The organism is Nocardioides sp. (assembly GCF_044226765.1).
Classification (GTDB): Bacteria; Actinomycetota; Actinomycetes; order Propionibacteriales; family Nocardioidaceae; genus Nocardioides.
The window spans coordinates 711518-734401 of the sequence record NZ_JBGAGJ010000001.1 but is presented as its reverse complement, the minus strand read 5'-3'; the positions used below and the strand labels follow the sequence as shown (position 1 = coordinate 734401).

Genomic DNA, 22884 nt, shown 5'->3' with positions numbered 1-22884 from the left:
ATGTCAATGCAGGCGTCCGACGATCTGTACCCCGAGGTGGCGTTGACGGCCATCAGCCCGGACGATCTCGAGCAGGTCGACGTACCGCCCCGGTGAGGTGGTTAGGAAGACGACCCTGACCAGGCGGGTCTCTCCCGGATCCAAGCGGAAGGCGCGATCGCCGGAGATGCGGAACGGCCCGCCGAGCCCGCGCAGCCGCACTCCGGTTTTCCTTCCACCGACGTTGCTGACCTTAACCGTCCTCGCCACGGGCACCCCCGGCCGGTCGGCTACTAGGCGGACCGCCGGGTTGGACACGGCGACCTGGGGTGGCGCCACCGCCGTGACCGTGACGGTGCCCAAGGAGGTCGTGTCGCTGGCGCCGTTGGTGTCGGTCACCGTGGCCCCGAGCCCCCAGGTCTGGTCGGTGGCCGTGTTGTTCGAGGCCAGCTGCACCTGGGTGCCGTACATCTCCCCACCGATGTGGGTGAGCACGACGTCACGGGTCACCCCGTCCGGGCTCACCACCATCAGGTGCGCCTCGGCGATCCCGACGTCGTCGGCCGCCTGGACCTGGACGTCGACGACGCCGCCTTCCGACGGCAGGTCCCTCGGGTCGACCGACGAGGTGACGATCGTCGGCGGCTGGTCGTCCTCGGGCGGCTCGACGCCGGCGACCGTCACCTGGCCGGCGTTGACGAACCGCTGCTGCCCGATGTCGTCGGTCGCGGTCACCAGCACCGTGTAGACGTGGGGCGCCTGGGCGCCGTTGGCTGGGGCGCTCCAGGTCCCCTGGTAACCGGAGGCCGAGACGGCCCCGAGGGAGGTGACCCACTGACCGCCCTCGTCGTCGGTGATCGACGCCGTCACCTCGGAGACGGAATGGTCGTCCGTCGCCGTCGCGGTGATCGTGACGGGCCCGCCCGACGAGGGAAGGTCCTGGGGCGAGACCGAGGCGTCGGCATCCGGGACCTGGTCGAAGGGCGGCGGCCCGGCCTGGTTGACGGACCCGAGTGCCTCCGTCGTCGAGCCACCGGCGTCGTCCACCGCAGTGATCTGCACCGTCCAGTCGTCGGGGTCGTTCGACGGCAGACCGGGGATGTAGAACGACCCCCACCAGATGTCGCCCGAATCCTGGTTGAAGCTCGTGGCGACGTACCCGCCGTGGGTGGAGTACGCCTCTGCCATCACCGAGGTCACCGTCCCATCGGGATCGGTGACTGGGAGGTACATGTCCACTGCCCCGCCCTCGGGCCCAAGGGAAGTGGGGTTGATCCACAGTGACCCGAGTTGCGGGGGGACGTTGTCGTCAGCGTTCGCAGCCCCCGCCGTCGCGCCGAGAGCGAGCGCCACGGCAGTCGTCGGGACGATGAGCAAGTTCCGAATACGCACGATGGCCTCCCCCGGATCGACTCAGAGTACGCAGCCAACCCCAGATCGACATGACCCGATCGGGCCATCTGGTCGCACGTGTCAGACGGCGGAGAGGTCGATCGCGTAGCTGACCACGGTTTGATCACTGGAAAGTGAGGTCGTCACGACGACCTGGCCGCTTTCCTTGCTGAGCACAGCGACACCGCCTCCGTCGGACTGCGCTTTCCAGCCGGCTCCCTCGAGGAGGCTGACTGCCTCCGCCAGGGTCGCGGTCGGTTCGCCGTCGACCAAGACAGCAACCGCGTAGCCGGGGTCGTCGGACTTGCCCTTCTGCACCGAGGTCACCTCGCCGTCGACGATCGGAATCTCGTCTCGGGGAAAGTCGGCGGGCAGCCCGTCCGCCTCGACCGTCGGCAGCGGCTTTCCCGGCGAGACCGACGGATTCGGCTTGTTCGTCGGCTCATCCGAGCTACTGCAAGCGTTCAGGAGCGCCGCGCACACGACGGATACGCCGAGAAGTGCCAGACCGAGTTGCTTGGGAGCCACGCCCTCACCGTACGGCACGGTCACTGCATCGGTTCAGCCGAGAAATCGGCGAACGCCGTCGGCGATCGCCTCGGCGTAGGCTGCCCGACCAAGGCGGCTCGTCATCCGGCGAGCGTCAGCCGAATCGCGCATGTTGCCCAGCTCGACCATCACGGTAGGGATGTCGGAGAGGTTGATTGTCGCCAGGTCCGACCGGAAGTCCAGCCCGTCGCCGCCGGCGATGTAGTTGGCCACCGCGAGGTGGCGTGCCTCCAGTGCAGCGCGGGTGTCGATCGCGAGCCGCTTCGACGTCCGGTAAATGTCGTGGGTCCACGGGCGGCGGTCGGTGGGCGCGATGACGTGGAACCCGTGTGCGCCGGCGATGTAAGAACCGTCGCCGTGAATGCTGATCTTGGCGTCCGCGTCGATCTCGTTGCCCGCGAGGCCTCGCTTGTCGACGCAGGGCCCCCAGCGGCCCTGCCGGTTGGACGAGCGCGTCATCTTGACCGTGGCGCCGAGACCCTCCAACCGCTGCTCGAGGAGCCGCGCGACCTGCCAGGTGAAGGTGGCCTCGGGGTAGCCGGCGTTGGTGGCCGTCCCGGTGGTGTTGCAGGGCTTGCGAAAGCCGCCGGCGGGCACGAGCCGGTTGATCTGGCGCGGGAAGTTGTGGTTTCCCAGTTGATGGCCGGGGTCAACCACGATGACCTTGCCGGCGAGAGGTCCGGGGGTTTCGAGGCTCCTCGCTGGAGCTCCTCGCACCTCAACCACCGGGCGGCCGCCGTCAGCGGGACGGCCGGCATCCGCCGCCGGCGCCACCGCGAGCACGAGTGCGGCGACGAGCGGGCCGAGGAGCTTCGTCACTCGTAGCCCAGGATCTCGTGGCGCTTCTCGCCCCAGGCCAGCGCTGATGCAATGGCGTCGTCGAGCGACAGCTCGCTGCGCCAGTCCAGCAACTCGGCGGACCGGTCGACGTTGGCGAAAGCGCCGACAGCGTCACCCGGCCGCGGCGGGGCCTCGCGAACGGGCACTTCGCGGCCGTAGACGCGCTCGAAGGCCGCCACGAGCTCGCGGACTGTGACCCCTGAGCCGGTGCCGACGTTGATCACGACGCTCGGAGCACCGGCCTCCTCGATCACCTCGTCGAAGCGCTCGACGGCGCGCACGTGCGCCCGGGCCAGGTCCCAAACGTGCACGTAGTCGCGGATCCCGGTGCCGTCCCGGGTCGGGTGGTCGGTCCCGGTGATGGTGAAAGCGTCCTTCTGGCCGCGAGCCGCCATCACCAGCTGGCCGAGGACGTGCGAAGGCTCCTTGGCGTAGATCCCGGACTGCAGGTCCGGGTCCGAGCCGATCGGGTTGAAGTAGCGCAGGATGATTGCCCGCAGTTCAGTGGCCGCGGCCATGTCCTGCAGGACCTCCTCCATCATCCGCTTCGTGCGGGCATAGGGCGAGGCCGGCGCGAGCGGGTCGCCCTCGGACACCTCGAACTCGTTCTTGAGCGCGTAGATCGAGGCCGAGGACGAGAAGAGCACCCGGCCCTTGCCGAGACTGTTCAGCTCGTCGAAGAGCTCGAGCGAGCCGGCGACATTGTCGCGGTAGTACTCGTAGGGCTTCTCCACCGACTCCGGGACCACGATGCGCGCCGCCATGTGGACGGTCGCGTCGAGGTCGGGGTGCTCGTCGACGATGCGCCGCAGCAGCGCCCGGTCGGCGATGTCGCCCTCGTAGAAGATCCGGTCGCGCACGAACGCCAGAGGCCCGGTCAGCAAGGAGTCGAGGATCACCGGGGTGTGACCGGCCTCCTCGAGTGCCTTGGCCGTGGTCGACCCGATGTAGCCGGCACCGCCGGTCACGAGAACCTTCATGCGTGCCACCCTACGGTGGTTCCACCACTAGTCCCATGGGCCCGCCCAGCCGTGCGGCGGGCGACAGCGGCGTGTGGCGGACGCTCGAGCTGGGTATACGGCTGTCATGAGCGCAGATCTCGGATTCCGCGTGCCGGCCCCTCGAGGCCCGGCCGATGACGACGTGCTCGTCAGTCCTTTCGAGGACTGGTGCCAGCGGGTCGGCGTCGACCCGGAGGCGATCGACGCCTGGGATCGATTCACCGCCTGCTCGACCTGATCGACTCCGGCGCGACACTCCCGGCCCGCAATGCACTGCCGACGGCCACGGCCAGCGGCAGTGGCAGTGGCAGCAAGCACCATGCCAACGTCAGGACCACGAAGTAGGCCGGGCTCATGTATCCAGTCTGAGCCCGGCCATCCATCTGTGATCTTCGCCACGCCCACGTCGGAGCCACAATTCAGTAACGAGCCAGAGCTGGCTTGAACCGTCATCTGGACCCGGTCAGCCTCACGCTGTGCGCCGAAATCTCGGACAGGAGTGGCCGGATACACGAAAAGCGTGGAGGATGGTTCCGCGCGCGTCGAGGGGTCGATCGCGCAAGGGCTGACACTCGGGGGAAGAGACAATGACGACGCAGGTATCCGCGCCACAGGCGCAGGCCCAAACGACAAGGCCTCCTCGTCGCACACTCAGATACCTTCCGCTGACGGCGCTCTTGCTCGACCTGGTGATCGTCGCGCTCGTTGCTTTGCTCGCTGTGTGGGGTCGACTGCGCCTCGGGATCTTCGACACGCCTGGTGATGTATCTGGGTCGGTCACGGTCGTCGGTCCACTGGTCCTGGTCGGTTGGCTGCTCGTCATCGGGCTTTTCGGGGGGTACCGGGAGGACGCCTTCGGAGCCGGCCCCGACGAGTACAAGCGGGTGCTCAACGCGAGCCTCTTGACCGCCGGACTGCTGGGAGTCGGCTGCTATCTCGCCAAGTTCCCGCTGTCGCGCGGATTCTTCCTCCTGTTCTTCACGGTCGGTATCCCCGCATTGCTTCTTGGGCGGTTCGTCCTGCGCCGCGCCATTCATCAGGCTCGCCGGCAGGGAATGCTCCAGCACCGGGTCCTGATCGCTGGGACCCCGTCCCATGTGGACGAGGTCGCGGCGGTGCTGAGCCGAGAATCGTGGCTCGGTTACCACGTCATCGGCGCCATCGTTCCGCGCTCTGACCTCCGTCAGGAGACCAGTTCCGGCATCCCTGTGGCTGGTACGACGGAAGAGGTGTCGAACGTCGTGCGGCACTCCGATGCCGACGTCATCTTCTTCGCGGGCGGCGCCCTGCGCTCCGCCTCGCAGCTGCGGTCCATCGCGTGGGACCTGGAGCGCGCCGATGTCCAGGTCGTCGTCGCACCCAGCGTTACGGACGTGTCGGCTGAGCGCATTCGCGTGCGGCCGGTCGGCGGGCTGCCGCTCATGCACATCGACCCGCCACGGTCAACCGACGCGACAAGCTGGGGCAAGCGGGCGTTCGACCTGATCGGGTCAGCGGCCCTGATCGTGCTCTTCAGCCCGATCTTCCTCGTCACCGCGGCGTGCATCAAGGTCGCCGACCGGGGACCCGTGTTGTTCGGACACACTCGGATCGGACGCGACGGCAAGGAGTTCAACTGCCTGAAGTTCAGGACGATGGTCCCGAACGCCGAGTCGCTCGTCACCGATATGCAGGCCCAGACCGGACAGAGCGCATTGCTGTTCAAGATGAAGGAAGACCCACGGATCACCAAGCCGGGAAAGTGGCTCCGCCGGTTCTCGATCGACGAGCTGCCCCAGTTGTTCAACGTGCTGAAGGGTGACATGAGCCTGGTCGGTCCTCGCCCTCAGGTCGCCCGTGAGGTGGCCTTGTATGAGGGGCCGATGATCCGGAGGCTCCGCGTTCGGCCGGGCATGACAGGTCTGTGGCAGGTCTCGGGCCGCAACGACCTCACGCTGCAGGAGGCCGTTCGACTCGACCTGTACTACGTCGACAACTGGTCTCTGGTGCAGGACGTCTCGATCCTTTGGAGGACCTTCGGCGCCGTCTTCGGTAGTCGCGGCGCCTACTGATCCCCGCGCAACGAACGGCAGCGTCGTACACAATCGACCCATGCCGACTGCACTGATCACCGGGATCACGGGCCAGGACGGGCTCTACCTCGCAGAGCTGCTGTTGGAGAAGGGCTACGAGGTCCACGGGGTGATCCGGGGGCAGAACAACCCCAAGCTCGACCTGGTCCACACGCTGCTCCCCGACGTGCGGCTGCACAACGGGGACCTGACCGACATGTCCAGCCTGATCCGGGCGCTCCGCGACTCCGACCCGGACGAGGTCTACAACCTGGGCGCGGTCTCGTTCGTGGCGTACTCGTGGGAGAACGCCCAGCTGACCACGGACGTCACCGCGAAGGGCGTGCTCAACATGCTGGAGGCGGTGCGCCTGCACACCGGCGACAAGCCGGCGGGCATCCGCTTCTACCAGGCATCGAGCTCGGAGATGTTCGGCAAGGTCCAGGAGGTGCCACAGCACGAGCACACGCTGCTGTGGCCCCGCTCGCCCTACGGCGTCAGCAAGGTGTTCGGGCACTACATGACGATCAACTACCGCGAGTCCTATGGCATGCACGCCTCCTCCGGGATCCTCTTCAACCACGAGTCGCCACGGCGAGGCCCGGAGTTCGTGACCCGCAAGATCAGCGAGGCGGTCGCGCGCATCAAGCTCGGGCTCCAGGACGAGCTCGTGCTCGGCAACCTCGACGCCGAGCGCGACTGGGGGTTCGCTGGCGACTACGTCGAGGCGATGTGGTTGATGCTTCAACAGCCGCAGGGCGACGACTACGTCGTGGCGACGGGCGAGACCCACTCGATTCGCGACTTCCTCGACGAGGCGTTCCGGCACATCGGAGTCGACGACTGGGCAACCTACGTACGCCAGGATCCGCGATTCATGCGGCCGGCGGAGGTAGACCGGCTGATCGGCGACGCCAGTAAGGCGCGCGAGGTGCTCGGCTGGAAGCCGAGGGTGTCGTTCCCCGAACTCGTCGCCATGATGGTCGACGCCGACCTGGCCGCCACCCGCGGCGGCTGGTGAGGCTGCAATGAGCACACCTGGCCGCGCGTTCATCACCGGGATCAGCGGACAGGACGGGAGCTACCTCGCCGAACGACTGCTCGAGGAAGGCGTCGAGGTGCACGCCCTGGCCCACGAGCTCGAGCCGTTGCCCGACCTCCCAGGCGTCGAGCTGCACCGGGGCGACCTCACCGACATCGACCGGGTGCGTGCCCTGCTGCTCGACCTGGCTCCCGAGGAGGTCTATAACCTGGCGGCGATCAGCTCGGTCGCCAGGTCCTGGGAGGAGCCCGACCTCACTGCTCAGGTGAACGGGCTGGCCGCCGGGGGCCTGTTGGAGTCCGCACGCCAGGTGCAGGACAAACACGACCGCCAGGTCCGCTTCGTGCAGGCCTCGAGCGCCGAGATCTTCGGGGACCCCGATCGGTCACCGCAGGATGAGTCGACCGCCGTCCGGCCGGTGAATCCTTACGGCGCCGCGAAGGCCTTCGCCCACCTCCTGGTCGACGTCTACCGCCGCCGTGGGCTGCACGCCGTCAGCGCGATCCTCTACAACCATGAGTCTCCCCGACGACCCACACAGTTCGTCACCCGCAAGATCACGTCCACAGTCGCCGCCATCGTGCACGGCGACGCCGAGACTCTCACTCTCGGCAACCTCGACGCGCGTCGGGACTGGGGTTGGGCACCCGACTATGTCGACGCCCTGGTGCGGGCGGCTCGCGCAGACCAGGCATGCGACTACGTCGTCGCCACCGGGGTGGCACACTCCGTCCGGGACTTCGTAGCAGCTGCGTTCGGGCGCACCGGCATCACCGACTGGAAGCCGCTGGTGAGCGTCGACCCGGGGCTGGTCAGGCCGGCAGATCCGACCGAGTTGGTCGGCGACCCGACCCTGGCGCGCGAGCGGCTCGGGTGGTCACCGAGCGTAGGGTTCGACGAACTCGTCGGCCGCATGGTGGATGCGGACCTGGCCAGGCTCAATCGTCCAGCAGGCTCATCAGGTAGCGGCCGTACCCGCTCTTGACCAACGGCTCGGCGAGCTCGGCCAGGCGGCTGTCGTCGATGTAGCCCATCCGCCACGCGACCTCCTCCGGCGACCCGATCTTCGACCCCTGCCGGTGCTCGATGGCACGAACGTAGTTGCCGGCCTCGTTGAGGTCGTCGACCGTCCCGGTGTCGAGCCAGGCAGACCCGCGACGGATGACCTCCACGTGGAGCAACCCGTCGTCGAGGTAGCCCTGGTTGAGGTCCGTGATCTCCAGCTCCCCGCGCTCCGACGGCTTCAGCTCGCGCGCCCGGTCGACGACCGTCTCGTCGTAGAAATAGAGACCGGGCACGGCATAGCTGCTCCGCGGCTCATCCGGCTTCTCCTGCAGGGAGAGCGCCCGGCCGGTCTCATCGAACTCGACGACGCCGTAGGCCGATGGATCCGCGACGCGGTAGCCGAAGACGACGGCTCCGGGGAGGTTGGCGAACCTGCCGAGGCTCTTGCCCATCCCCTGGCCGTAGAAGATGTTGTCGCCCAGCACGAGCGCACAGTGCTCCCCGGCGATGTGCTCCTCACCGATGAGGAACGCCTGCGCCAGCCCGTCCGGGCTGGGCTGGACCGCCCAGCCGACCTTGATGCCGAACTGCGAGCCGTCGCCGAGCAGCTTCTGGAACTGCTCGGCCTCCTCCGGCTTTGTGATGACGAGGACCTCGCGGATCCCGGCCAGCATGAGGGTCGACAGCGGGTAGTAGATCATCGGCTTGTCGTAGACCGGCATCAGCTGCTTGCTGACCGCGTGTGTGATCGGGTGCAGTCGCGATCCGGTCCCACCGGCGAGGATGATCCCGCGCATGCAGGCATGCTAGGTGTCCGTCAGTTCTCCGGTACGCACCTTGCGCCAAGTCGGCGGTGCATAGGCTGCCCGGCATGGACCGCATCCTCGTGACCGGTGGCGCCGGTTTCATCGGGTTGAACTTCGTCCATCACCTGGTCGAGCACACCGAGGCGACCGTCACCGTGCTCGACAAGCTGACCTACGCCGCCAGCCCGGAGGCGCTCGCGGAGCTCTCGTCGGACCGGGTCGAGCTGGTCGTCGGCGACGTCGCGGACGCCAGCCTGGTCGGCCGGCTGGTGGCCGACCACGACACCGTGGTCCACTTCGCGGCCGAGTCCCACAACGACAACTCCCTGGCCGACCCGTCGCCCTTCGTGCACACCAACCTGGTCGGCACCTTCACGCTGCTCGAGGCGGTCCGGCGCAGCGGTGCGCGGCTGCACCACGTCTCGACCGACGAGGTCTACGGCGACCTCGAGCTCGACGATCCGCAGCGGTTCACCGAGCAGACGCCCTACAACCCGTCGAGCCCCTACTCCTCCACGAAGGCAGGCTCCGACCTGCTGGTCCGGGCGTGGGTGCGCAGCTTCGGAATTCACGCGACGATCTCCAACTGCTCCAACAACTACGGCCCCTGGCAGCACGTCGAGAAGTTCATCCCGCGGCAGGTCACGAACGTCATCGACGGCGGTCGCCCCAAGCTCTACGGCGCCGGGCTCAACGTGCGCGACTGGATCCACACTGAGGACCACTCCTCGGCCGTCCTCGCGATCCTGGAGCGCGGCCGCAGCGGTGAGACCTACTTGATCGGCGCCGACGGCGAGCGCAGCAACCTCGACGTGGTCCGCCAGATCCTGCGCCACGTCGGCCGCCCCGAGGACGACTTCGACCACGTGACCGACCGAGCCGGCCACGACCTGCGCTACGCGATCGACTCGTCCAAGATCCGCGCCGAGCTCGGCTGGGAACCCTCCTACGACGACTTCGAGGCGGGCCTGGCCGCCACGATCGACTGGTACGTCGAGCACGAGGCCTGGTGGCGGCCGCACAAGGCGGCGACCGAGGCCGCCTACGCCGCGAAGGGGCAGTGATGGAGCTGTCGCTGGAACGCACGCCGGTGCCGGACCTGCTGGTCCTGCGGATGCCGGTGCATCGTGACGACCGCGGCTGGTTCAAGGAGAACTGGCAGCGAGCCAAGATGACGGCGATCGGGCTACCCGACTTCGGCCCCGTGCAGAACAACGTCTCGTTCAACGCCCACCGCGGCGCTACCCGCGGCTTCCACGTGGAGCCGTGGGACAAGCTCGTCTCCGTCACGACCGGCCGGGTCTTCGCCGCCTGGGTCGACCTCCGGTCCGGCTCCTCGTTCGGCACCAGCTTCACGATCGAGATCGACCCGTCGGTCACCGTCTTCGTGCCGCGCGGGGTCGGCAACTCCTACCAGGCGCTGGAGGACGGCACGGCCTACTCCTATTTGGTCAACGACCACTGGCGGCCGGGGATCGGCTATCCCGCGGTCGACCTCGGCGATCCCGACCTCGCCGTGCCCTGGCCGATCCCACTGGCCGAGGCGGAGATCTCGGAGAAGGACCGCACCAATCCCCGGCTGGCCGACATCGAGCCGCTGCCCGGTCCCCGCACGCTCGTCCTCGGCGCCGGTGGCCAGCTCGGGCGCGCACTGTGCGCCGAGCTCCCGGATGCAGTCCCGGTGGCGCGTTCCGGCACCGAGCACACCCTGGACCTTGCCGACCCGGCCGCGGTCGGGGCGTGGCCATGGCAGGACTACGACGTCGTCCTCAACGCTGCCGCCTACACCGCCGTGGACGCGGCTGAGACAGCCGACGGCCGGGTGGCCAGCTGGGCAGCCAACGCCACCGGCCCGGCCCAGCTGGCTCGACTCGCCCGCGAGCACCGCTTCACCCTCGTCCACTACTCGACCGACTACGTCTTCGACGGCACGCACGAGGAGCACGACGAGTCCGAGCCGATGTCCCCGCTGGGGGTCTACGGCCAGTCGAAGACCGCCGGCGACCTGGCCGTCGCCACTGCCCCGGCGCATTACGTACTGCGCACGTCCTGGGTGATCGGGGAAGGGCGCAACTTCGTGCGCACCATGCAGGACCTCGCTTCCCGGGGCATCTCGCCCGCGGTGGTCGACGACCAGCACGGCCGGCTCACCTTCACCGACGAGCTGGCGCGCGCAACCCGCCACCTAGTGACGACGAATGCGCCCTACGGCACCTACAACGTCACCAACGGCGGACCGGTCACCAGCTGGGCCGACATCGCTCGGGAGGTCTTCCGGCTCTCCGGCCGGGACCCCGACGACGTCGGGCGGACCACCACCGCTGCCTACAGCGAGGGCAAGGACCTGGCTCCACGTCCGACGCACAGCGCCCTTCGCCTCGACAAGCTGCGCGCGACCGGCTTCGAGCCGGAGGCCGCCTTCACGGCGCTTGCGCGCTACTGCGGCGTCAGCGACGCGTGAGCGAGTTGAGTGCCGGTCGCACGTCGGCGAGGTAGACGAAGGCCGCGATCGTGAAGACCAGGTTGATGATGTTCAGCGGCCCGCCGAAGACCACCTGCACCGCGAGCCCCAGCCCGAGGATGATCGTCCACGCCGGCTTGGTGAGCTTGTTCGCGGCGTTGTAGGCCTCGCCGGAGTAGAGCAGCGAGCTGACGAAGGCGAAGAGCTTCACCGCGAGCAGCACGAGCATCACGACGGTCATCACCGTCGACTGGGCCTGGAGCACGTGCAGCACCCCGCCATCCTACGGTCGACCCACACCGCGGTGGCTGAGGTGCGAGCGAAACGAGCCGCGAAACCACCCAACCGTTCCTCGCTGGTCGAGTAGCCGTCGTGAGGAACGAGCGACGGCGTATCGAGACCCACAGACGACGAGACCCCCGGACACCGTCCGGGGGCCTCGCAGAGAACTGACTAGAACAGCATCAGCTGCTCCGGGTCTCTTCAGTCGCCGACCTTCTCGGCAGCCTCGGTCGCCGCCTTGGCAGCGGTCTCGGCCGTCTTCTTGGCAGCGGTGGCGGTCGCCTTCGCGCTGCTCTTCGGCGCGGTGGACGACTTCTTGGCGGCAGCGGTCGTCTTCGTGGCGGACTTCTTCGCAGCCGTCTTGGTGGTCTTCGCGGACTTCGTCGCCTGCGTCTTGGTGGTCTTCGCCTTGGCCGTGGTGGTCTTGGCGGACTTCACCGTCGCCTTGGTCGACTCCTGCTTGCGGATCCGCTCCACCAGGGTCTCGCCGCGCTTGGCGAGGTCGGTGTAGGTGTCGGTGACCGACTCGAGGTTCTCGTCGAGCAGGCTCTGCACCCGCGACGGGAGCGAGCGAGCGTCGGCCTGCAGCTCGGCCACGCGGGCCTCGATCGCCTCACGGCGGGCCTTGGCGTCCTTGCTGAGCGCGTCGACGCGCTCGTTGAACACGGAGACGGTCTTCTCACGCAGCGCCTTCGGCTCGAAGTCGAAGTCGTTGATGCGGGTCTGGACGTCCTTCTGGACGCCCGCGAAGCGCTTCTGCACGTCCGCGACGTACTCGCGCACGAGCTCCACGGCGAGGTCGGTCACGCCGACGCCGGCGTAGAGCGGGCGGGTCGCCTCGGTTCTGATGTCGAACTTGGTGGCCATGTCCTGCTCCTTACTGTGGGTCCGGCACGGTGCCGGGCCGCGGGGGTTGGTGGTCAGTCGTTGCCCTGGTTGAGGGCGAGGAACGACGAGTAGACGTCGAGCAGCGACTGCTTCTGTCGCTCGGTGAGCTGGGTGTCACCGAGGATCGCGAGCTCCACAGAACCGGCGAGACCGTCCGTCGGGTGGACGATGCCGGCCCTGATGTAGAGCTGCTCGGCGGAGATACGCAGCGCCTTCGCGATCTGCTGCAGCACCTCGGCCGAGGGGCGGCGCAGCCCGCGCTCGATCTGGCTCAGGTACGGGTTCGACACCCCGGCCAGCTCGGCGAGCTGGCGCAGCGACAGGTGGGCGGCCACCCGCTGCTCCTTGAGGTAGTCGCCCAGGCTCTCGACGGTCTTGCCGACCTTGCCCTTGGGCCCCTTTGCCATACCTCCATACTGCTAGCAAGAGTTAGCACTTTGCAAGCACAGCGGCTGTGACTCCCTGCACAACGGGCAGTTCTGCGCTTGCTCAAGGTTCGCTCAATGAAGACCGATCCGGCCCACCACCACAACTAGGATGAACCCCACCACGTGGGGAGGAGCAGGAGTGCATCGGCTGGAGGGCGAGACCCGGAAGTACGCCTGGGGTTCGCGCACGCTCCTGCCCCGGTTCCTGGGTCACGATCCCGACGGCGAGCCGCACGCCGAGCTCTGGGTCGGGGCCCACCCCGGCGACCCGGCCCGGCTCGCCGACGGGTCCACCCTCCTCGACCTGCTCAGGGAGGCCCCGGAGCGCGAGCTCGGCCCCGACGTCGCTGGGCGCTTCGGCCGCCTGCCGTTCCTGATGAAGGCCCTGGCCGCCGCCGAGCCGCTCTCCCTGCAGGTCCACCCGACCAACTCCCGCGCCCGCGAGGGCTTCGCCCGGGAGAACGCCGCCGGCATCGCGATCGGGGCGCCGGGTCGCAGCTACCAGGACGACTCCCACAAGCCGGAGCTGGTCTACGCGGTCACCCGCTTCGAGGGCATGGCCGGCTTCCGTGACGTCGAACGCTCGGCGGCCATCCTCCAGCTGCTCGACCTGCCCTGGGCCGAGGAGATCGCCCAGGACCTGGTGACCGGCCCGGCCGACCAGGCCGTGCACCGTGCTGTCTCGACCATGCTGTCCATGGACGGCATCGAGCTCGCCGACGCGCTCGTCGACCTCGGCAAGGCGGCGCGGGTCGCCGAGGAGCGTTCGCACCGCAAGCGCCCACCCACCAGCCGGCTCCACCGCGAGCGGACGAGCGTCGAGCGCGAGGCGCTGCGTGTGTTCTCGCAGGCGGCGTCGCTCGCGGAGCGCTATCCGGGCGACTCCGGCGTCCTGGTCACCCTTCTCCTCAACCACGTCGTGCTCTCGCCCGGCGAGGCGATGTTCCTCGACGCGGGCGTGGTGCACGCCTACACGTCGGGCTTCGGCATCGAGATCATGGCGTCGTCGGACAACGTGGTGCGCGCCGGCCTGACGCCCAAGCACGTCGACGTCGCCGAGCTGCTCGAGATCGCCGACTTCACGCCGATCCCGCCCCCGTTGTGCCCCGGTCGCGACGTTGCGACCGGCCTCACCGGCTTCCACCCCCCCGTCGAGGAGTTCGCGCTCTTCATCGGGACGGCACCCGTCTCGTCGTCGCTCCCCTCAGCAGGACCGCGCATCGTCATGGTCCTCGAGGGGGAGATCGAGGTGGCCGCGGGTGGCGACTGCCTCCGGGTCGTGCGTGGCGAGGCGGTCTTCGTCGGCCACGAGGACGGTGACCTCGAGGTCACCGGCTCCGGCCGCGTCGCCGTCGGCGCCGTCCCAGTAGCGCGCTGACCCACGGTGGTTGAGGAAGGCCCTCTGCCCATCACCGGTGGTTGAGGGCGGTTCTCTGCGCATCACCGGTGGTTGAGGAAGGCGCTCTGCCGGGCTCCCGGTGGTTGAGGAAGGCGCTGCTTGAGCTCAGGCGGGAGTGCAACGCCTTGATCTGATCGAGGTGTTCTTGATGGGTCGTCCTCCTTGGCCGCGTGAGAAGCAGAGGGAGTTTTGGAAGCAGATCGCTGCCGGGTTGTCGACCGAGAACGCGGCGCTTGCTGTCGGCGTGTCACGACCTGTGGGCTACCGGTGGTTCGCAGCATCGGGAGGCGTGATGCCCCCTCGAACGGACCGCGAGCAGCTATCGTCCTCGAAGACCGGGCACGGTCGTCGGTTGACTCAGACGGACCGCGAGGAGATCGCTTACCTCAAGCGCCTGGGTAAATCGATGACCGTGATCGCCACGGCGATCGGTTTCGACAAGTCGACGATCAGCCGCGAGCTGGCACGCAACACCACCGGTGGCCAGTACCGGGCCACCACCGCCCAGGCAGAGTCCGACAAGCGGACCCGTGCCGCGCAGGCCAAGCCCGCGAAGCTGGCGGTGAACAGCCGCCTGCGCGCTGAGGTAGAAAGGCGGCTGGAGCTGAAGCAGAGTCCCGAGCAGATCGCGAACCGGTTGCCGCTGGACTTCCCCGACGACCCGGAGATGCGCGTGTCCCACGAGACGATCTACACCTCCCTCTACGTCCAGGGCCGCGGGGCGCTGCGCAAGGACCTGGCCGGGCATCTGCGCACCGGGCGCGCGGTCCGCAAGCCGCGCGCGCAGGCCCGGACACGTGGCGATGGCAGGACCCACCCGTTGCGCAACGTGGTCTCGATCAGCGAGCGGCCTCCCTGCGTGGAGGATCGTGCCGTGCCCGGTCACTGGGAGGGCGACCTGATCATGGGTGCCGGCAATGCCTCGGCGATCGGGACCCTCGTCGAACGCGCCACCGGGTTCTTGTGTCTGCTCCACCTACCCGGCGACCACACCGCCCCCACGGTCGCCGCGGCGATGTGCGAGCAGATGGCCAAGCTGCCCGAGACCCTGCGCCTGACCCTGACCTGGGACCGTGGCAGCGAGATGACCAACCACGCCCAGATCGCCTCCGCGACCGGCCTGGACATCTACTTCGCCGACCCCGGCTCACCCTGGCAGCGGGGCTCCAACGAGAACACCAACGGCCTCCTGCGCCAGTACTTCCCCAAGAGCACGGACCTGTCCTTGTGGGGGCCGGGCTACCTCGAGCAAGTCGCCATCGAGATGAACAACCGCCCCCGCAAACGCCTCGGATGGCGCACCCCCGCCGAATCCCTGGACCAGCTACTGTCCGAACACGACAAGCCCGGCGCTGCACTCACCGGTTGAATCCACCCTCTGCGCCTGTCTCGAAACCACCCCACCGCCAGCCCTCAGAGCTCCGGCACGTCGATCCACGGGCGCCCCTCGCGCTCGAGAGCGGCGATGTCGGCGTCCACCATGATCTGCACGAGACGCTGCGGCATCACCTTGGGCTTCCAGCCCAGTTGCTCGGCCGCCTTGGAGGCATCGCCCACCAGCGTGGCGGTCTGCGTGGGCCGGGCGTAGCGCTCGTCGTGGCGCACGTGCTTCTCCCAGTCCAGCCCGGCGTGGTCGAACGCCGCGACCACGAAGTCCCTGACCGAGCAACTGGTCCCGGTGGCCAGCACGTAGTCCTGCGGCTCGTCAGCCTGCAGCATCCGCCACATGCCCTCCACGTACTCCGGGGCGTAGCCCCAGTCGCGGCTCGGGTCGAGGTCACCGAGGTAGAGGTAGTCCTCCAGACCCGCCTGGATCCGCGCCACGGCGCGACTGACCTTGCGCGTCACGAACGTCTCGCCCCGGCGCGGCGACTCGTGGTTGAAGGCGATGCCACTGACGGCGAACATCCCGTAGCCCTCGCGGTACATCACGGTCGCCCAGTGCGCGTGCAGCTTCGCGGCCCCGTGGGGCGAGTTCGGCCGGAACGGCGACGACTCGTCCTGCGCTCCCTCCGCGGCACCGAACATCGCCGAGCTCGACGCCTGGTAGTAGCGGCAGTCGATGCCGGCGGTCCGCACGGACTCGAGCAAGGTGACGGCCCCGACCCCGGTCGTGATCGCGGTGTGCTCGGGCTCCTCGAAGCTCACGCCCACGTGTGACTGGCCTGCCAGGTGGTAGACCTCGTCGGGCTGGAGCCGGTGCAGCAGGCGGATGAGCCGCGCGCTGTCGGAGAGGTCGACGTAGTGCAGGAAGAGCTTCGTCTCCGGGTCGCGCGGATCCTGGTAGAGGTGCTCGATGCGGGCGCTGTTGAAGGTCGACGACCGGCGTCGCAGCCCGTGGACCTCGTAGCCCTTGGCGAGCAGCAGCTCGGCGAGGTAGGAACCGTCCTGCCCCGTGATCCCGGTGATCAGCGCACGCCTCGTCACGCGGGAATCGTGTCACAGGAGCGCGCTGATCTCCCCGACCACGCGCCCGCCGCCGAGCAGCGGCTTCTCGCCGGTCCGACGCAGTGCCGCGGCGTCGACGCCCTGCTCCTGGTCGACACCCGACCGTCGCAGTGCCGCCGCCATCACGACCGGCCGGGCTCGGGCGGACCCGTCGTCGATCTTGAGGGCGAACGCCCGGCCGTCGGCCAGCGCGACGACGTAGCAGGACTCGGCGCCCGCCTTGCCGATCGAGCCGGGGACCGCCGTCAGCAGTGCGCGCTCGTCACGCCGGGTCCCGGAGACCAGCTCGGGGTGCTGCCGGATAGCGTCGGCGACGAGCCGCTCCGCGCCGGACTGCGCCACCGCCAACCGGCGGAACGCCGTGGCCAGGCCGGTCAGCGAGCAGGAGAGCACCGGCGCCCCGCACCCGTCGACCGCGACCTGGGCGGTCTCGCCGGTGAGTTCCTCGATCGTCGCCCGGATGCCCCGCTGGAGCGGGTGCTCGGGGTCGAGGTAGGTCTCGAGCTCCCAGCCGTGGAGCACGCAGGTGGCCAGCATCGCGGCGTGCTTGCCCGAGCAGTTCATCTGCAGCGACGTCGGGCCGCCTCCCGCCCGGAGGACGACATCCCGTTCCTCGTCGTCGAGGGGCATGTCGGGCGGCGTCCGCAGAGCCGAGTCGTCCAGACCAGCCGAGTCGAGTAGACGCCGCACGGCCTCGAGGTGGATCTGCTCGCCCGAGTGCGACGCACAAGCGATGGCGATGAGGTCGGTGGGCAGCTCCAGGCCCAGGCGCAGCATGCCGAGCGCCTGGAGCGGCTTGAGGCACGAGCGGGACAGGATGGGCGCGTCCACCGCGCCGACCGACCAGTCGACGTCGCCGTCGGACCCGAGCGCGACGACCGAGCCGCGGTGGTGGCCCTCGACGAAACCGGAGCGGACCAGCTGGGCGACGACCTCGGGCTTCGACATGAGTGCAGATTAACTTCAGTGGGATGGCACTATTTGTCCGTGCCTCTCCCGCCCGTCCCCCAGCACTGCCCCACGCCGCGCGAGCTCGACGACCTCGAGCTGCTGGTGACCGGCGCCCTGGTGCCGACGGTGGCCTTCAACGAGCCGGGCAGCCCGGTCACGCTCGAGCTCCCCGCCCCGGTCGCGGCGCAGGCGTCGGCCGCGGGCGCGGTCGAGCTGGTCGACCCCGAGGGTCTCCCGCTGGCCCAGGTGGAGGTGCCGGGCGGCACCATCGAACCGCTCACCCACGCGCAGTACGGCCCCTTCCGTCGCTACTACCTCACCCCGCGCGAGACCCGGGAGCGGTTCGTCGGCCGGACGTTCGTGCCGCTGGTCACGGCCCTCACCCAGCCGCAGCTGACCGCGCTGAGCCGCGTGGGGCCGCTCGTGCTGCTGCCGCTGGTCGGCCACGGCACGCCCGACCTCTCCCCGGTCGCACTGATGCGCGCGACCATCGCCGCGGCCGAGCACCTGCCGGATGCCGAGGTCGTCGCCGTGCCGCTGGCCGCACGGGGCGACGCGGAGGCCGACCACGAGCTCGGCGTCCAGGTCACGGGCAACTACGCCGGCGAGGACCCCGTCGTCGGCGTGACCGACGACCCGACCGGCGCCTACCCGCCGGAGATCGCCACGATCGTCGAGCAGGACCGCCCCGCGCCGGACCGGCAGGGCCTGGTCCTCTTCTTCACCGGCCTGTCAGGCAGCGGCAAGTCCACGCTGGCTCGGGCGCTGATGGACCGGCTCCTCGAGCACGGCGTCCGCACGCTGACCAGCCTTGACGGCGACGTCGTGCGCCGCAACCTCTCGGCCGGCCTGACCTTCTCCAAGGAGGACAGGGAGACCAACATCCGCAGGATCGGGTGGGTCGCCGCCGAGATCTCCCGGCACGGTGGCGTCGCGGTGTGCAGCCCGATCGCACCCTTCGACACGACCCGCAAGCAGGTCCGCTCGATGGTGGAGGATGCCGGAGGGGCCTTCTTCCTGGTCCACGTAGCAACCCCGCTCGAGGAGTGCGAGCGTCGCGACCGCAAGGGCCTCTACGCCAAGGCTCGCCGGGGAGAGATCCCCGAGTTCACCGGCATCTCCTCCCCCTACGAGGAGCCCGAGGACGCCGACGTGCGCGTCGACACCACCGGCCGGACGATCGAGGACGCGCTCGGCGACGTCCTGGTCGCCCTGCGCACCTCCGGTCACCTCGACCTCACCGACCCCGACCCCGCCGACGCACCGGCCATCGTCGAGATCGCGGCTGCCTCAGACACCGCCCCGGTGGTTGAGGTGCGAGGAGCGCCAGCGACGAGCCTCGAAAACCCGGCCTCCTCCCCCGACGTTCGCCCAGCGACCGACGACCCTCTCGGTGGTCGAGTAGCGAGCGCCAGCGAGCGTATCGAGACCCCAGCACCCGAGGCGCCCACCCAACCCCCACTCAACGTCCTCTTCGTCTGCACGGCCAACATCTGTCGCTCCCCGTTCATGGAGCTGCTGTCGCGCCATCTCGTCGACCCCGAGGCGAGCATCAGCTTCTCGAGCGCGGGGACACACGGCTTCCTATCCAGCGAGATGGACCCGGTCATGGCGGAGACGCTGTCCTCGAGAGGCGTAAGCACTACGGCGTTCCGCAGCCGCCCCTTCGCGACGGACATGCTTGCGCACGCCGACCTGGTCCTCACCGCCGAGGCCGCCCATCGTCAGTTCATCCTCGACGACCACCCGGCGAGCTTTCGCAAGGTCTTCACCCTCGGCCAGTTCGCCGAGGCCGTCCGCGCTGCCGGGCCTGACCTGGTCGGCCGCGACCTGCTCGATGCGGTCGGCTCCCGGCGCGGCCCGTCGGACCCCACTCTCGACATCCCTGACCCCTACGGCCGCGGCCCCGAGCCGGCCGAGGAGTGCGCGGTTGCGCTCGAGGAGCTCCTGCGTGTCGTCCTACCCGCTCTCACCGGATCCAGGAGCACCGCCTCATGAGCGACCTGCTGACCATGACCGCCCTCTCCATCCTGGTCGCGGGGTTCCTCGTCGGTGTCGTCGTGGGGCTCACCGGGATGGGCGGCGGGGCGCTGATGACACCCGCGCTGATCTTCCTCGGGGTGGGCGACGCAGCGACGGTCGTGACCGCCGACCTCACCGCCGCGGCGATCTACAAGACCGGCGGCGCGGTCGTCCACTCCCGAGAGGGCTCGCCCAACTTCACCCTCGCCAAGTGGTTGATCATCGGCTCGGTGCCGATGGCCCTCCTGGGGCCGTGGCTCGTCCATGCGGCCGCGGGCGGTGACCCGGAGACCCTGGACACCATCCTTAAGGAGTGCATCGGCTGGGCGCTGCTGCTCGCCGCGTCGACCTACGCGCTGCGGCTGTACATCAACCTGCGCCGGGTCCGGGGCGGCCACCCCGACGCCGACCCGAACCCGCCGATCCGGCCGATCCCGACCCTTCTTGTCGGTGCCCTCGGCGGTCTCCTCGTCGGCATCACGAGCGTCGGCTCCGGGTCCGTCATCATGATCGCCCTGCTGATGCTCTACCCCGGTCTCGCCGCCGTGAAGCTCGTCGGCACGGACCTGGTCCAAGCGGTGCCGCTCGTCTTCGCCGCTGCCGTCTCCAACATCGCCCTCAACGGCCTCGACTGGGCGATTCTCATCCCGCTCGTGATCGGCTCGACCCCCGGCAGCATCCTCGGCAGCAAGATCGCCCCCCGGGTCCCGCAGTCGGTGATCCGCCGCGGCATCGTGATCGTCCTGACCATGTCGGGCGTCGCCCTGCTCGACAAGGCCGGCTGGGGTCCGCTCGGCAAGGACGAGACCCACCCGGGCCTCATCGCCGCCATCGGCCTCGCGATGCTCGTGCTCGTCCCCATCGTCTGGGGCCTGATCCGCAAGACCCAGGGGCTGCCCATGTTCGGCTCGCCGACTGTGGCCGAGCTCGAGAGCGGCCTCGGCACCTCCGACCGAGCCCCGAGACGGGTCGACGCCCAGGAGTGACGGAGGCGTACGCTCGCGGACGGAAGTGAACCAGATCACTAGACTTCATCCGCGCTTCGTGTCCACAGCTGCCGGACCGTTACGATGACGGCTGCTGTCCAATGAGAGGTTCTGCACGCCGTCATGACCGATACCCACGCCGACTACCGGCTGAGTCAGCTCGACCAGCTGGAAGCGGAGTCGATCCACATCTTCCGTGAGGTCGCCGCAGAGTTCGAGAAGCCCGTCCTGATGTTCTCGGGCGGCAAGGACTCCATCGTCATGATGCGCCTCGCCGAGAAGGCCTTCTACCCGGCGAAGATCCCGTTCCCGGTCCTGCAGGTCGACACCGGCTACGACTTCCCCGAGGTCCTCGCCTGCCGCGACAACTGGGTCAACCGCCTGGGCGCCCGCCTGATCGTGGCGAGCGTCGAGGAGGCCATCAAGGACGGCATCGTCATCGACGACGGCAAGACCAGCCGCAACCGCCTCCAGATCGGCACCCTGCTCAACGCCCTCGAGGAGGGTGGCTTCACCGCCGCCTTCGGGGGTGGCCGCCGCGACGAGGAGAAGGCCCGCGCCAAGGAGCGCGTCTACTCCCACCGCGACGAGTTCGGGCAGTGGGACCCCAAGAACCAGCGCCCCGAGCTATGGAGCCTCTACAACGGTCGCCTCCACGAGGGCGAGCACATGCGGATCTTCCCGATCTCGAACTGGACCGAGCTCGACGTCTGGCACTACCTGGGCCGCGAGGGCATCGAGATCCCGTCGATCTACTTCTCCCACCGGCGCCGCGTCTTCGAGCGCGACGGCATGCTGCTCACCGAGTCGGAGTTCAACCCCCTCCGTTCGGGCGAGACGGTCGAGGAGCGCACCGTCCGCTTTCGCACCGTCGGTGACCTGACGCTGACCGGCTGCGTGGAGTCCGAGGCCGACACGATCGACAAGATCATCGACGAGATCGCCATCGCGCGCGTCACCGAGCGCGGCGCCACCCGAGGCGACGACCGGTTCTCCGAGGCCGCCATGGAGGACCGCAAGAAGGAAGGCTACTTCTGATGAGCGACCTCACCCAGGCGCAGAAGGCGCAGGAGGTCCGTGAGATGGACCTGCTCCGGTTCGCCACCGCCGGCTCGGTCGACGACGGCAAGTCCACCCTGATCGGCCGGCTACTGCTGGACTCCAAGTCGATCTTCGAGGACCAGCTCGAGGCGGTCGAGGCCACCAGCCAGTCCAAGGGCTACGACTACACCGACCTCGCGCTGCTGACCGACGGCCTCCGCTCCGAGCGCGAGCAGGGCATTACCATCGACGTCGCCTATCGCTACTTCGCGACGCCGAGCCGCAAGTTCATCATCGCCGACACCCCTGGTCACGTGCAGTACACCCGCAACATGGTGACCGGCGCGTCGACCGCCGACCTCGGCCTCGTGCTCGTCGATGCCCGCCAGGGCCTCACCGAGCAGTCACGCCGGCACGCGGTGATCCTCTCCCTCCTGCGCGTCCCCCACCTGGTGCTCGCGGTCAACAAGATGGACCTCGTCGGCTACGACCAGTCGACCTACGAAAAGATCCACGCCGAGTTCACCCAGTTCGCGACCAAGCTCAACATCCCTGACCTCGAGGTCATCCCGATCTCTGCGCTCAAGGGCGACAACGTCGTCGAGCGGTCGGAAAACATGTCGTGGTACTCCGGTCCCACGCTGATGCACCACCTCGAGCACGTCCACGTCGCGTCCGACCGCGACCTCGTCGACGTCCGGTTCCCGGTGCAGTTCGTCGTGCGGCCCAAGTCTGACGAGCACCACGACTATCGCGGCTACGCCGGCCAGGTCGCCGGTGGCGTCCTCAAGCCGGGCGACGAGGTCGTCGTCCTGCCCAGTGGCATGACGTCGCGCATCCAGGGCATCGACCTCTTCGAGGAGGAGGTCAGCGAGGCCTTCCCGCCGATGTCGGTCACCGTCCGTCTCGAGGACGATGTCGACGTCTCACGAGGCGACATGATCGCGCGGCCGTCGAACGCCCCGAAGCCGTCGCAGGACATCGACGCGATGATCTGCTGGATGACCAACGAGCCGCTGCGGCCGCGACAGAAGCTGGCCATCAAGCACACCACCCGCAGCGCCCGGGCCCTGGTCAAGGACATCCAGTACCGCCTGGACGTCAACACGCTGCACCGTGACCAGGAGACCAAGGAGCTCGGCCTCAACGAGATCGGCCGCGTCCAGCTCCGGACGACGGTGCCGTTGCTGTGCGACCCCTACTCGAAGAACCGCACGACGGGCTCATTCATCCTCATTGACGAGGCGACCGGTGTGACCGTGGGTGCGGGCATGATCAACAGCGGTACCTGAGAAGGGGCGATTGTCTCGCCT

General features: G+C 68.8%; 22 protein-coding genes. 12 read left to right on the top strand and 10 right to left on the bottom strand.

Translation table 11 applies throughout. The annotated features are described in order from the left end of the window. Nucleotides 1-3: 3 nt before the first annotated feature. The 4 genes from ACILRH_RS03515 to galE form a co-directional block, all read right to left on the bottom strand. Entirely contained in the window at nucleotides 4-1212 is a 1209-nt protein-coding gene (locus ACILRH_RS03515; RefSeq protein WP_395690802.1) for an Ig-like domain-containing protein, read from the bottom strand. 240 nt (nucleotides 1213-1452) lie between these two features. Continuing rightward, entirely contained in the window at nucleotides 1453-1899 is a 447-nt protein-coding gene (locus ACILRH_RS03510) for a hypothetical protein (protein WP_395690801.1), read from the bottom strand. A gap of 33 nt (nucleotides 1900-1932) precedes the next feature. Beyond that, nucleotides 1933-2739 (bottom strand): N-acetylmuramoyl-L-alanine amidase, encoded by an 807-nt coding sequence (locus ACILRH_RS03505; protein WP_395690799.1) that lies wholly within the window; start codon nucleotides 2737-2739, stop codon nucleotides 1933-1935. Beyond that, a complete protein-coding gene (galE, locus tag ACILRH_RS03500; RefSeq protein ID WP_395690798.1) occupies nucleotides 2736-3740 on the bottom strand; it encodes a UDP-glucose 4-epimerase GalE in 1005 nt (334 codons plus the stop codon). Before galE ends, ACILRH_RS03505 begins: the two co-directional genes overlap by 4 nt. 106 nt (nucleotides 3741-3846) lie before the next feature. Here galE and ACILRH_RS03495 point away from each other — a divergent pair, with 106 nt between their 5' ends. From ACILRH_RS03495 to ACILRH_RS03480, 4 genes are all read left to right on the top strand, one after another. Beyond that, nucleotides 3847-3999, top strand: coding sequence for a hypothetical protein (locus ACILRH_RS03495; protein ID WP_395690797.1), 153 nt, complete (start codon nucleotides 3847-3849; stop codon nucleotides 3997-3999). Nucleotides 4000-4450: 451 nt separating this feature from the next. Then, nucleotides 4451-5812: a sugar transferase gene (locus tag ACILRH_RS03490; protein WP_395690796.1), complete on the top strand. Its 1362-nt coding sequence runs from the start codon at nucleotides 4451-4453 to the stop codon at nucleotides 5810-5812. 40 nt (nucleotides 5813-5852) lie between these two features. Then, a complete protein-coding gene (gene gmd / locus ACILRH_RS03485) occupies nucleotides 5853-6833 on the top strand; it encodes a GDP-mannose 4,6-dehydratase (RefSeq protein ID WP_395690794.1) in 981 nt (326 codons plus the stop codon). 7 nt (nucleotides 6834-6840) lie between these two features. After that, nucleotides 6841-7839, top strand: coding sequence for a GDP-mannose 4,6-dehydratase (locus ACILRH_RS03480; protein WP_395690793.1), 999 nt, complete (start codon nucleotides 6841-6843; stop codon nucleotides 7837-7839). Here the strand turns inward: ACILRH_RS03480 and rfbA are convergent. Then, nucleotides 7793-8656, bottom strand: a complete 864-nt coding sequence (gene rfbA, locus ACILRH_RS03475) for a glucose-1-phosphate thymidylyltransferase RfbA (RefSeq protein ID WP_395690791.1) — start codon at nucleotides 8654-8656, stop codon at nucleotides 7793-7795. The two genes, ACILRH_RS03480 and rfbA, sit on opposite strands and share 47 nt — an antisense overlap. Nucleotides 8657-8730: 74 nt before the next feature. On the opposite strand from rfbA, the gene rfbB reads away from it, so the two are divergent. Both rfbB and ACILRH_RS03465 read left to right on the top strand, forming a co-directional pair. Further along, a complete protein-coding gene (gene rfbB, locus ACILRH_RS03470; RefSeq protein ID WP_395690790.1) occupies nucleotides 8731-9729 on the top strand; it encodes a dTDP-glucose 4,6-dehydratase in 999 nt (332 codons plus the stop codon). After that, complete coding sequence (locus tag ACILRH_RS03465; RefSeq protein WP_395690788.1) at nucleotides 9729-11126, top strand: sugar nucleotide-binding protein; 1398 nt, start codon at nucleotides 9729-9731, stop codon at nucleotides 11124-11126. Before rfbB ends, ACILRH_RS03465 begins: the two co-directional genes overlap by 1 nt. Here ACILRH_RS03465 and ACILRH_RS03460 read toward each other — a convergent pair. The 3 genes from ACILRH_RS03460 to ACILRH_RS03450 all read right to left on the bottom strand — a co-directional run bounded on the left by ACILRH_RS03460 (nucleotide 11113) and on the right by ACILRH_RS03450 (nucleotide 12703). After that, the gene (locus tag ACILRH_RS03460; RefSeq protein WP_395690786.1) at nucleotides 11113-11400 is read right to left on the bottom strand and encodes a DUF2516 family protein; all 288 of its coding nucleotides are present in this window, start codon (nucleotides 11398-11400) and stop codon (nucleotides 11113-11115) included. The genes ACILRH_RS03465 and ACILRH_RS03460 overlap by 14 nt on opposite strands. Before the next feature lie 209 nt (nucleotides 11401-11609). Continuing rightward, nucleotides 11610-12275 carry a hypothetical protein gene (locus tag ACILRH_RS03455; RefSeq protein WP_395690784.1) on the bottom strand — a complete coding sequence of 222 codons (666 nt, stop codon included), beginning with the start codon at nucleotides 12273-12275 and terminating at the stop codon, nucleotides 11610-11612. Between the two features lie 53 nt (nucleotides 12276-12328). Further along, the gene (locus tag ACILRH_RS03450) at nucleotides 12329-12703 is read right to left on the bottom strand and encodes a helix-turn-helix domain-containing protein (RefSeq protein ID WP_395690783.1); all 375 of its coding nucleotides are present in this window, start codon (nucleotides 12701-12703) and stop codon (nucleotides 12329-12331) included. Nucleotides 12704-12833: 130 nt separating this feature from the next. Between ACILRH_RS03450 and manA the strand changes: the two genes are divergently transcribed. After that, nucleotides 12834-14102 carry a mannose-6-phosphate isomerase, class I gene (gene manA, locus ACILRH_RS03445; protein WP_395690782.1) on the top strand — a complete coding sequence of 423 codons (1269 nt, stop codon included), beginning with the start codon at nucleotides 12834-12836 and terminating at the stop codon, nucleotides 14100-14102. A gap of 313 nt (nucleotides 14103-14415) precedes the next feature. After that, nucleotides 14416-15492 carry an IS30 family transposase gene (locus ACILRH_RS03440; protein ID WP_407077012.1) on the top strand — a complete coding sequence of 359 codons (1077 nt, stop codon included), beginning with the start codon at nucleotides 14416-14418 and terminating at the stop codon, nucleotides 15490-15492. A gap of 44 nt (nucleotides 15493-15536) precedes the next feature. On the opposite strand, the gene gmd (ACILRH_RS03435) is transcribed toward ACILRH_RS03440, so the two are convergent. Continuing rightward, entirely contained in the window at nucleotides 15537-16550 is a 1014-nt protein-coding gene (gene gmd, locus ACILRH_RS03435; RefSeq protein WP_395690779.1) for a GDP-mannose 4,6-dehydratase, read from the bottom strand. Nucleotides 16551-16562: 12 nt separating this feature from the next. Next, entirely contained in the window at nucleotides 16563-17519 is a 957-nt protein-coding gene (locus ACILRH_RS03430) for an asparaginase (protein ID WP_395690778.1), read from the bottom strand. Between the two features lie 39 nt (nucleotides 17520-17558). On the opposite strand from ACILRH_RS03430, the gene cysC reads away from it, so the two are divergent. The 4 genes from cysC to cysN all read left to right on the top strand — a co-directional run bounded on the left by cysC (nucleotide 17559) and on the right by cysN (nucleotide 22863). Continuing rightward, nucleotides 17559-19520 (top strand): adenylyl-sulfate kinase, encoded by a 1962-nt coding sequence (gene cysC / locus ACILRH_RS03425; protein ID WP_395690776.1) that lies wholly within the window; start codon nucleotides 17559-17561, stop codon nucleotides 19518-19520. Further along, a complete protein-coding gene (locus tag ACILRH_RS03420) occupies nucleotides 19517-20530 on the top strand; it encodes a sulfite exporter TauE/SafE family protein (protein ID WP_395690775.1) in 1014 nt (337 codons plus the stop codon). The genes cysC and ACILRH_RS03420 overlap by 4 nt, the downstream gene beginning before the upstream one ends. Before the next feature lie 123 nt (nucleotides 20531-20653). Further along, a complete protein-coding gene (cysD, locus tag ACILRH_RS03415) occupies nucleotides 20654-21568 on the top strand; it encodes a sulfate adenylyltransferase subunit CysD (RefSeq protein ID WP_395690774.1) in 915 nt (304 codons plus the stop codon). Then, complete coding sequence (gene cysN / locus ACILRH_RS03410; protein WP_395690773.1) at nucleotides 21568-22863, top strand: sulfate adenylyltransferase subunit CysN; 1296 nt, start codon at nucleotides 21568-21570, stop codon at nucleotides 22861-22863. The genes cysD and cysN overlap by 1 nt, the downstream gene beginning before the upstream one ends. Nucleotides 22864-22884: the final 21 nt, after the last annotated feature.

Bases quoted from the DNA above. Each gene is read 5' to 3' on its own strand.
- ACILRH_RS03515 (WP_395690802.1), bottom strand. From the start codon at position 1,212: ATGTACCTCCCAGTCACCGATCCCGATGGGACGGTGACCTCGGTGATG.
- galE (WP_395690798.1), bottom strand. From the start codon at position 3,740: ATGAAGGTTCTCGTGACCGGCGGTGCCGGCTACATCGGGTCGACCACG.
- ACILRH_RS03495 (WP_395690797.1), top strand. From the start codon at position 3,847: ATGAGCGCAGATCTCGGATTCCGCGTGCCGGCCCCTCGAGGCCCGGCC.
- gmd (WP_395690794.1), top strand. From the start codon at position 5,853: ATGCCGACTGCACTGATCACCGGGATCACGGGCCAGGACGGGCTCTAC.
- ACILRH_RS03480 (WP_395690793.1), top strand. From the start codon at position 6,841: ATGAGCACACCTGGCCGCGCGTTCATCACCGGGATCAGCGGACAGGAC.
- rfbA (WP_395690791.1), bottom strand. From the start codon at position 8,656: ATGCGCGGGATCATCCTCGCCGGTGGGACCGGATCGCGACTGCACCCG.
- rfbB (WP_395690790.1), top strand. From the start codon at position 8,731: ATGGACCGCATCCTCGTGACCGGTGGCGCCGGTTTCATCGGGTTGAAC.
- ACILRH_RS03465 (WP_395690788.1), top strand. From the start codon at position 9,729: ATGGAGCTGTCGCTGGAACGCACGCCGGTGCCGGACCTGCTGGTCCTG.
- ACILRH_RS03455 (WP_395690784.1), bottom strand. From the start codon at position 12,275: ATGGCCACCAAGTTCGACATCAGAACCGAGGCGACCCGCCCGCTCTAC.
- ACILRH_RS03450 (WP_395690783.1), bottom strand. From the start codon at position 12,703: ATGGCAAAGGGGCCCAAGGGCAAGGTCGGCAAGACCGTCGAGAGCCTG.
- manA (WP_395690782.1), top strand. From the start codon at position 12,834: ATGAACCCCACCACGTGGGGAGGAGCAGGAGTGCATCGGCTGGAGGGC.
- ACILRH_RS03440 (WP_407077012.1), top strand. From the start codon at position 14,416: ATGCCCCCTCGAACGGACCGCGAGCAGCTATCGTCCTCGAAGACCGGG.
- ACILRH_RS03430 (WP_395690778.1), bottom strand. From the start codon at position 17,519: ATGTCGAAGCCCGAGGTCGTCGCCCAGCTGGTCCGCTCCGGTTTCGTC.
- ACILRH_RS03420 (WP_395690775.1), top strand. From the start codon at position 19,517: ATGAGCGACCTGCTGACCATGACCGCCCTCTCCATCCTGGTCGCGGGG.
- cysD (WP_395690774.1), top strand. From the start codon at position 20,654: ATGACCGATACCCACGCCGACTACCGGCTGAGTCAGCTCGACCAGCTG.
- cysN (WP_395690773.1), top strand. From the start codon at position 21,568: ATGAGCGACCTCACCCAGGCGCAGAAGGCGCAGGAGGTCCGTGAGATG.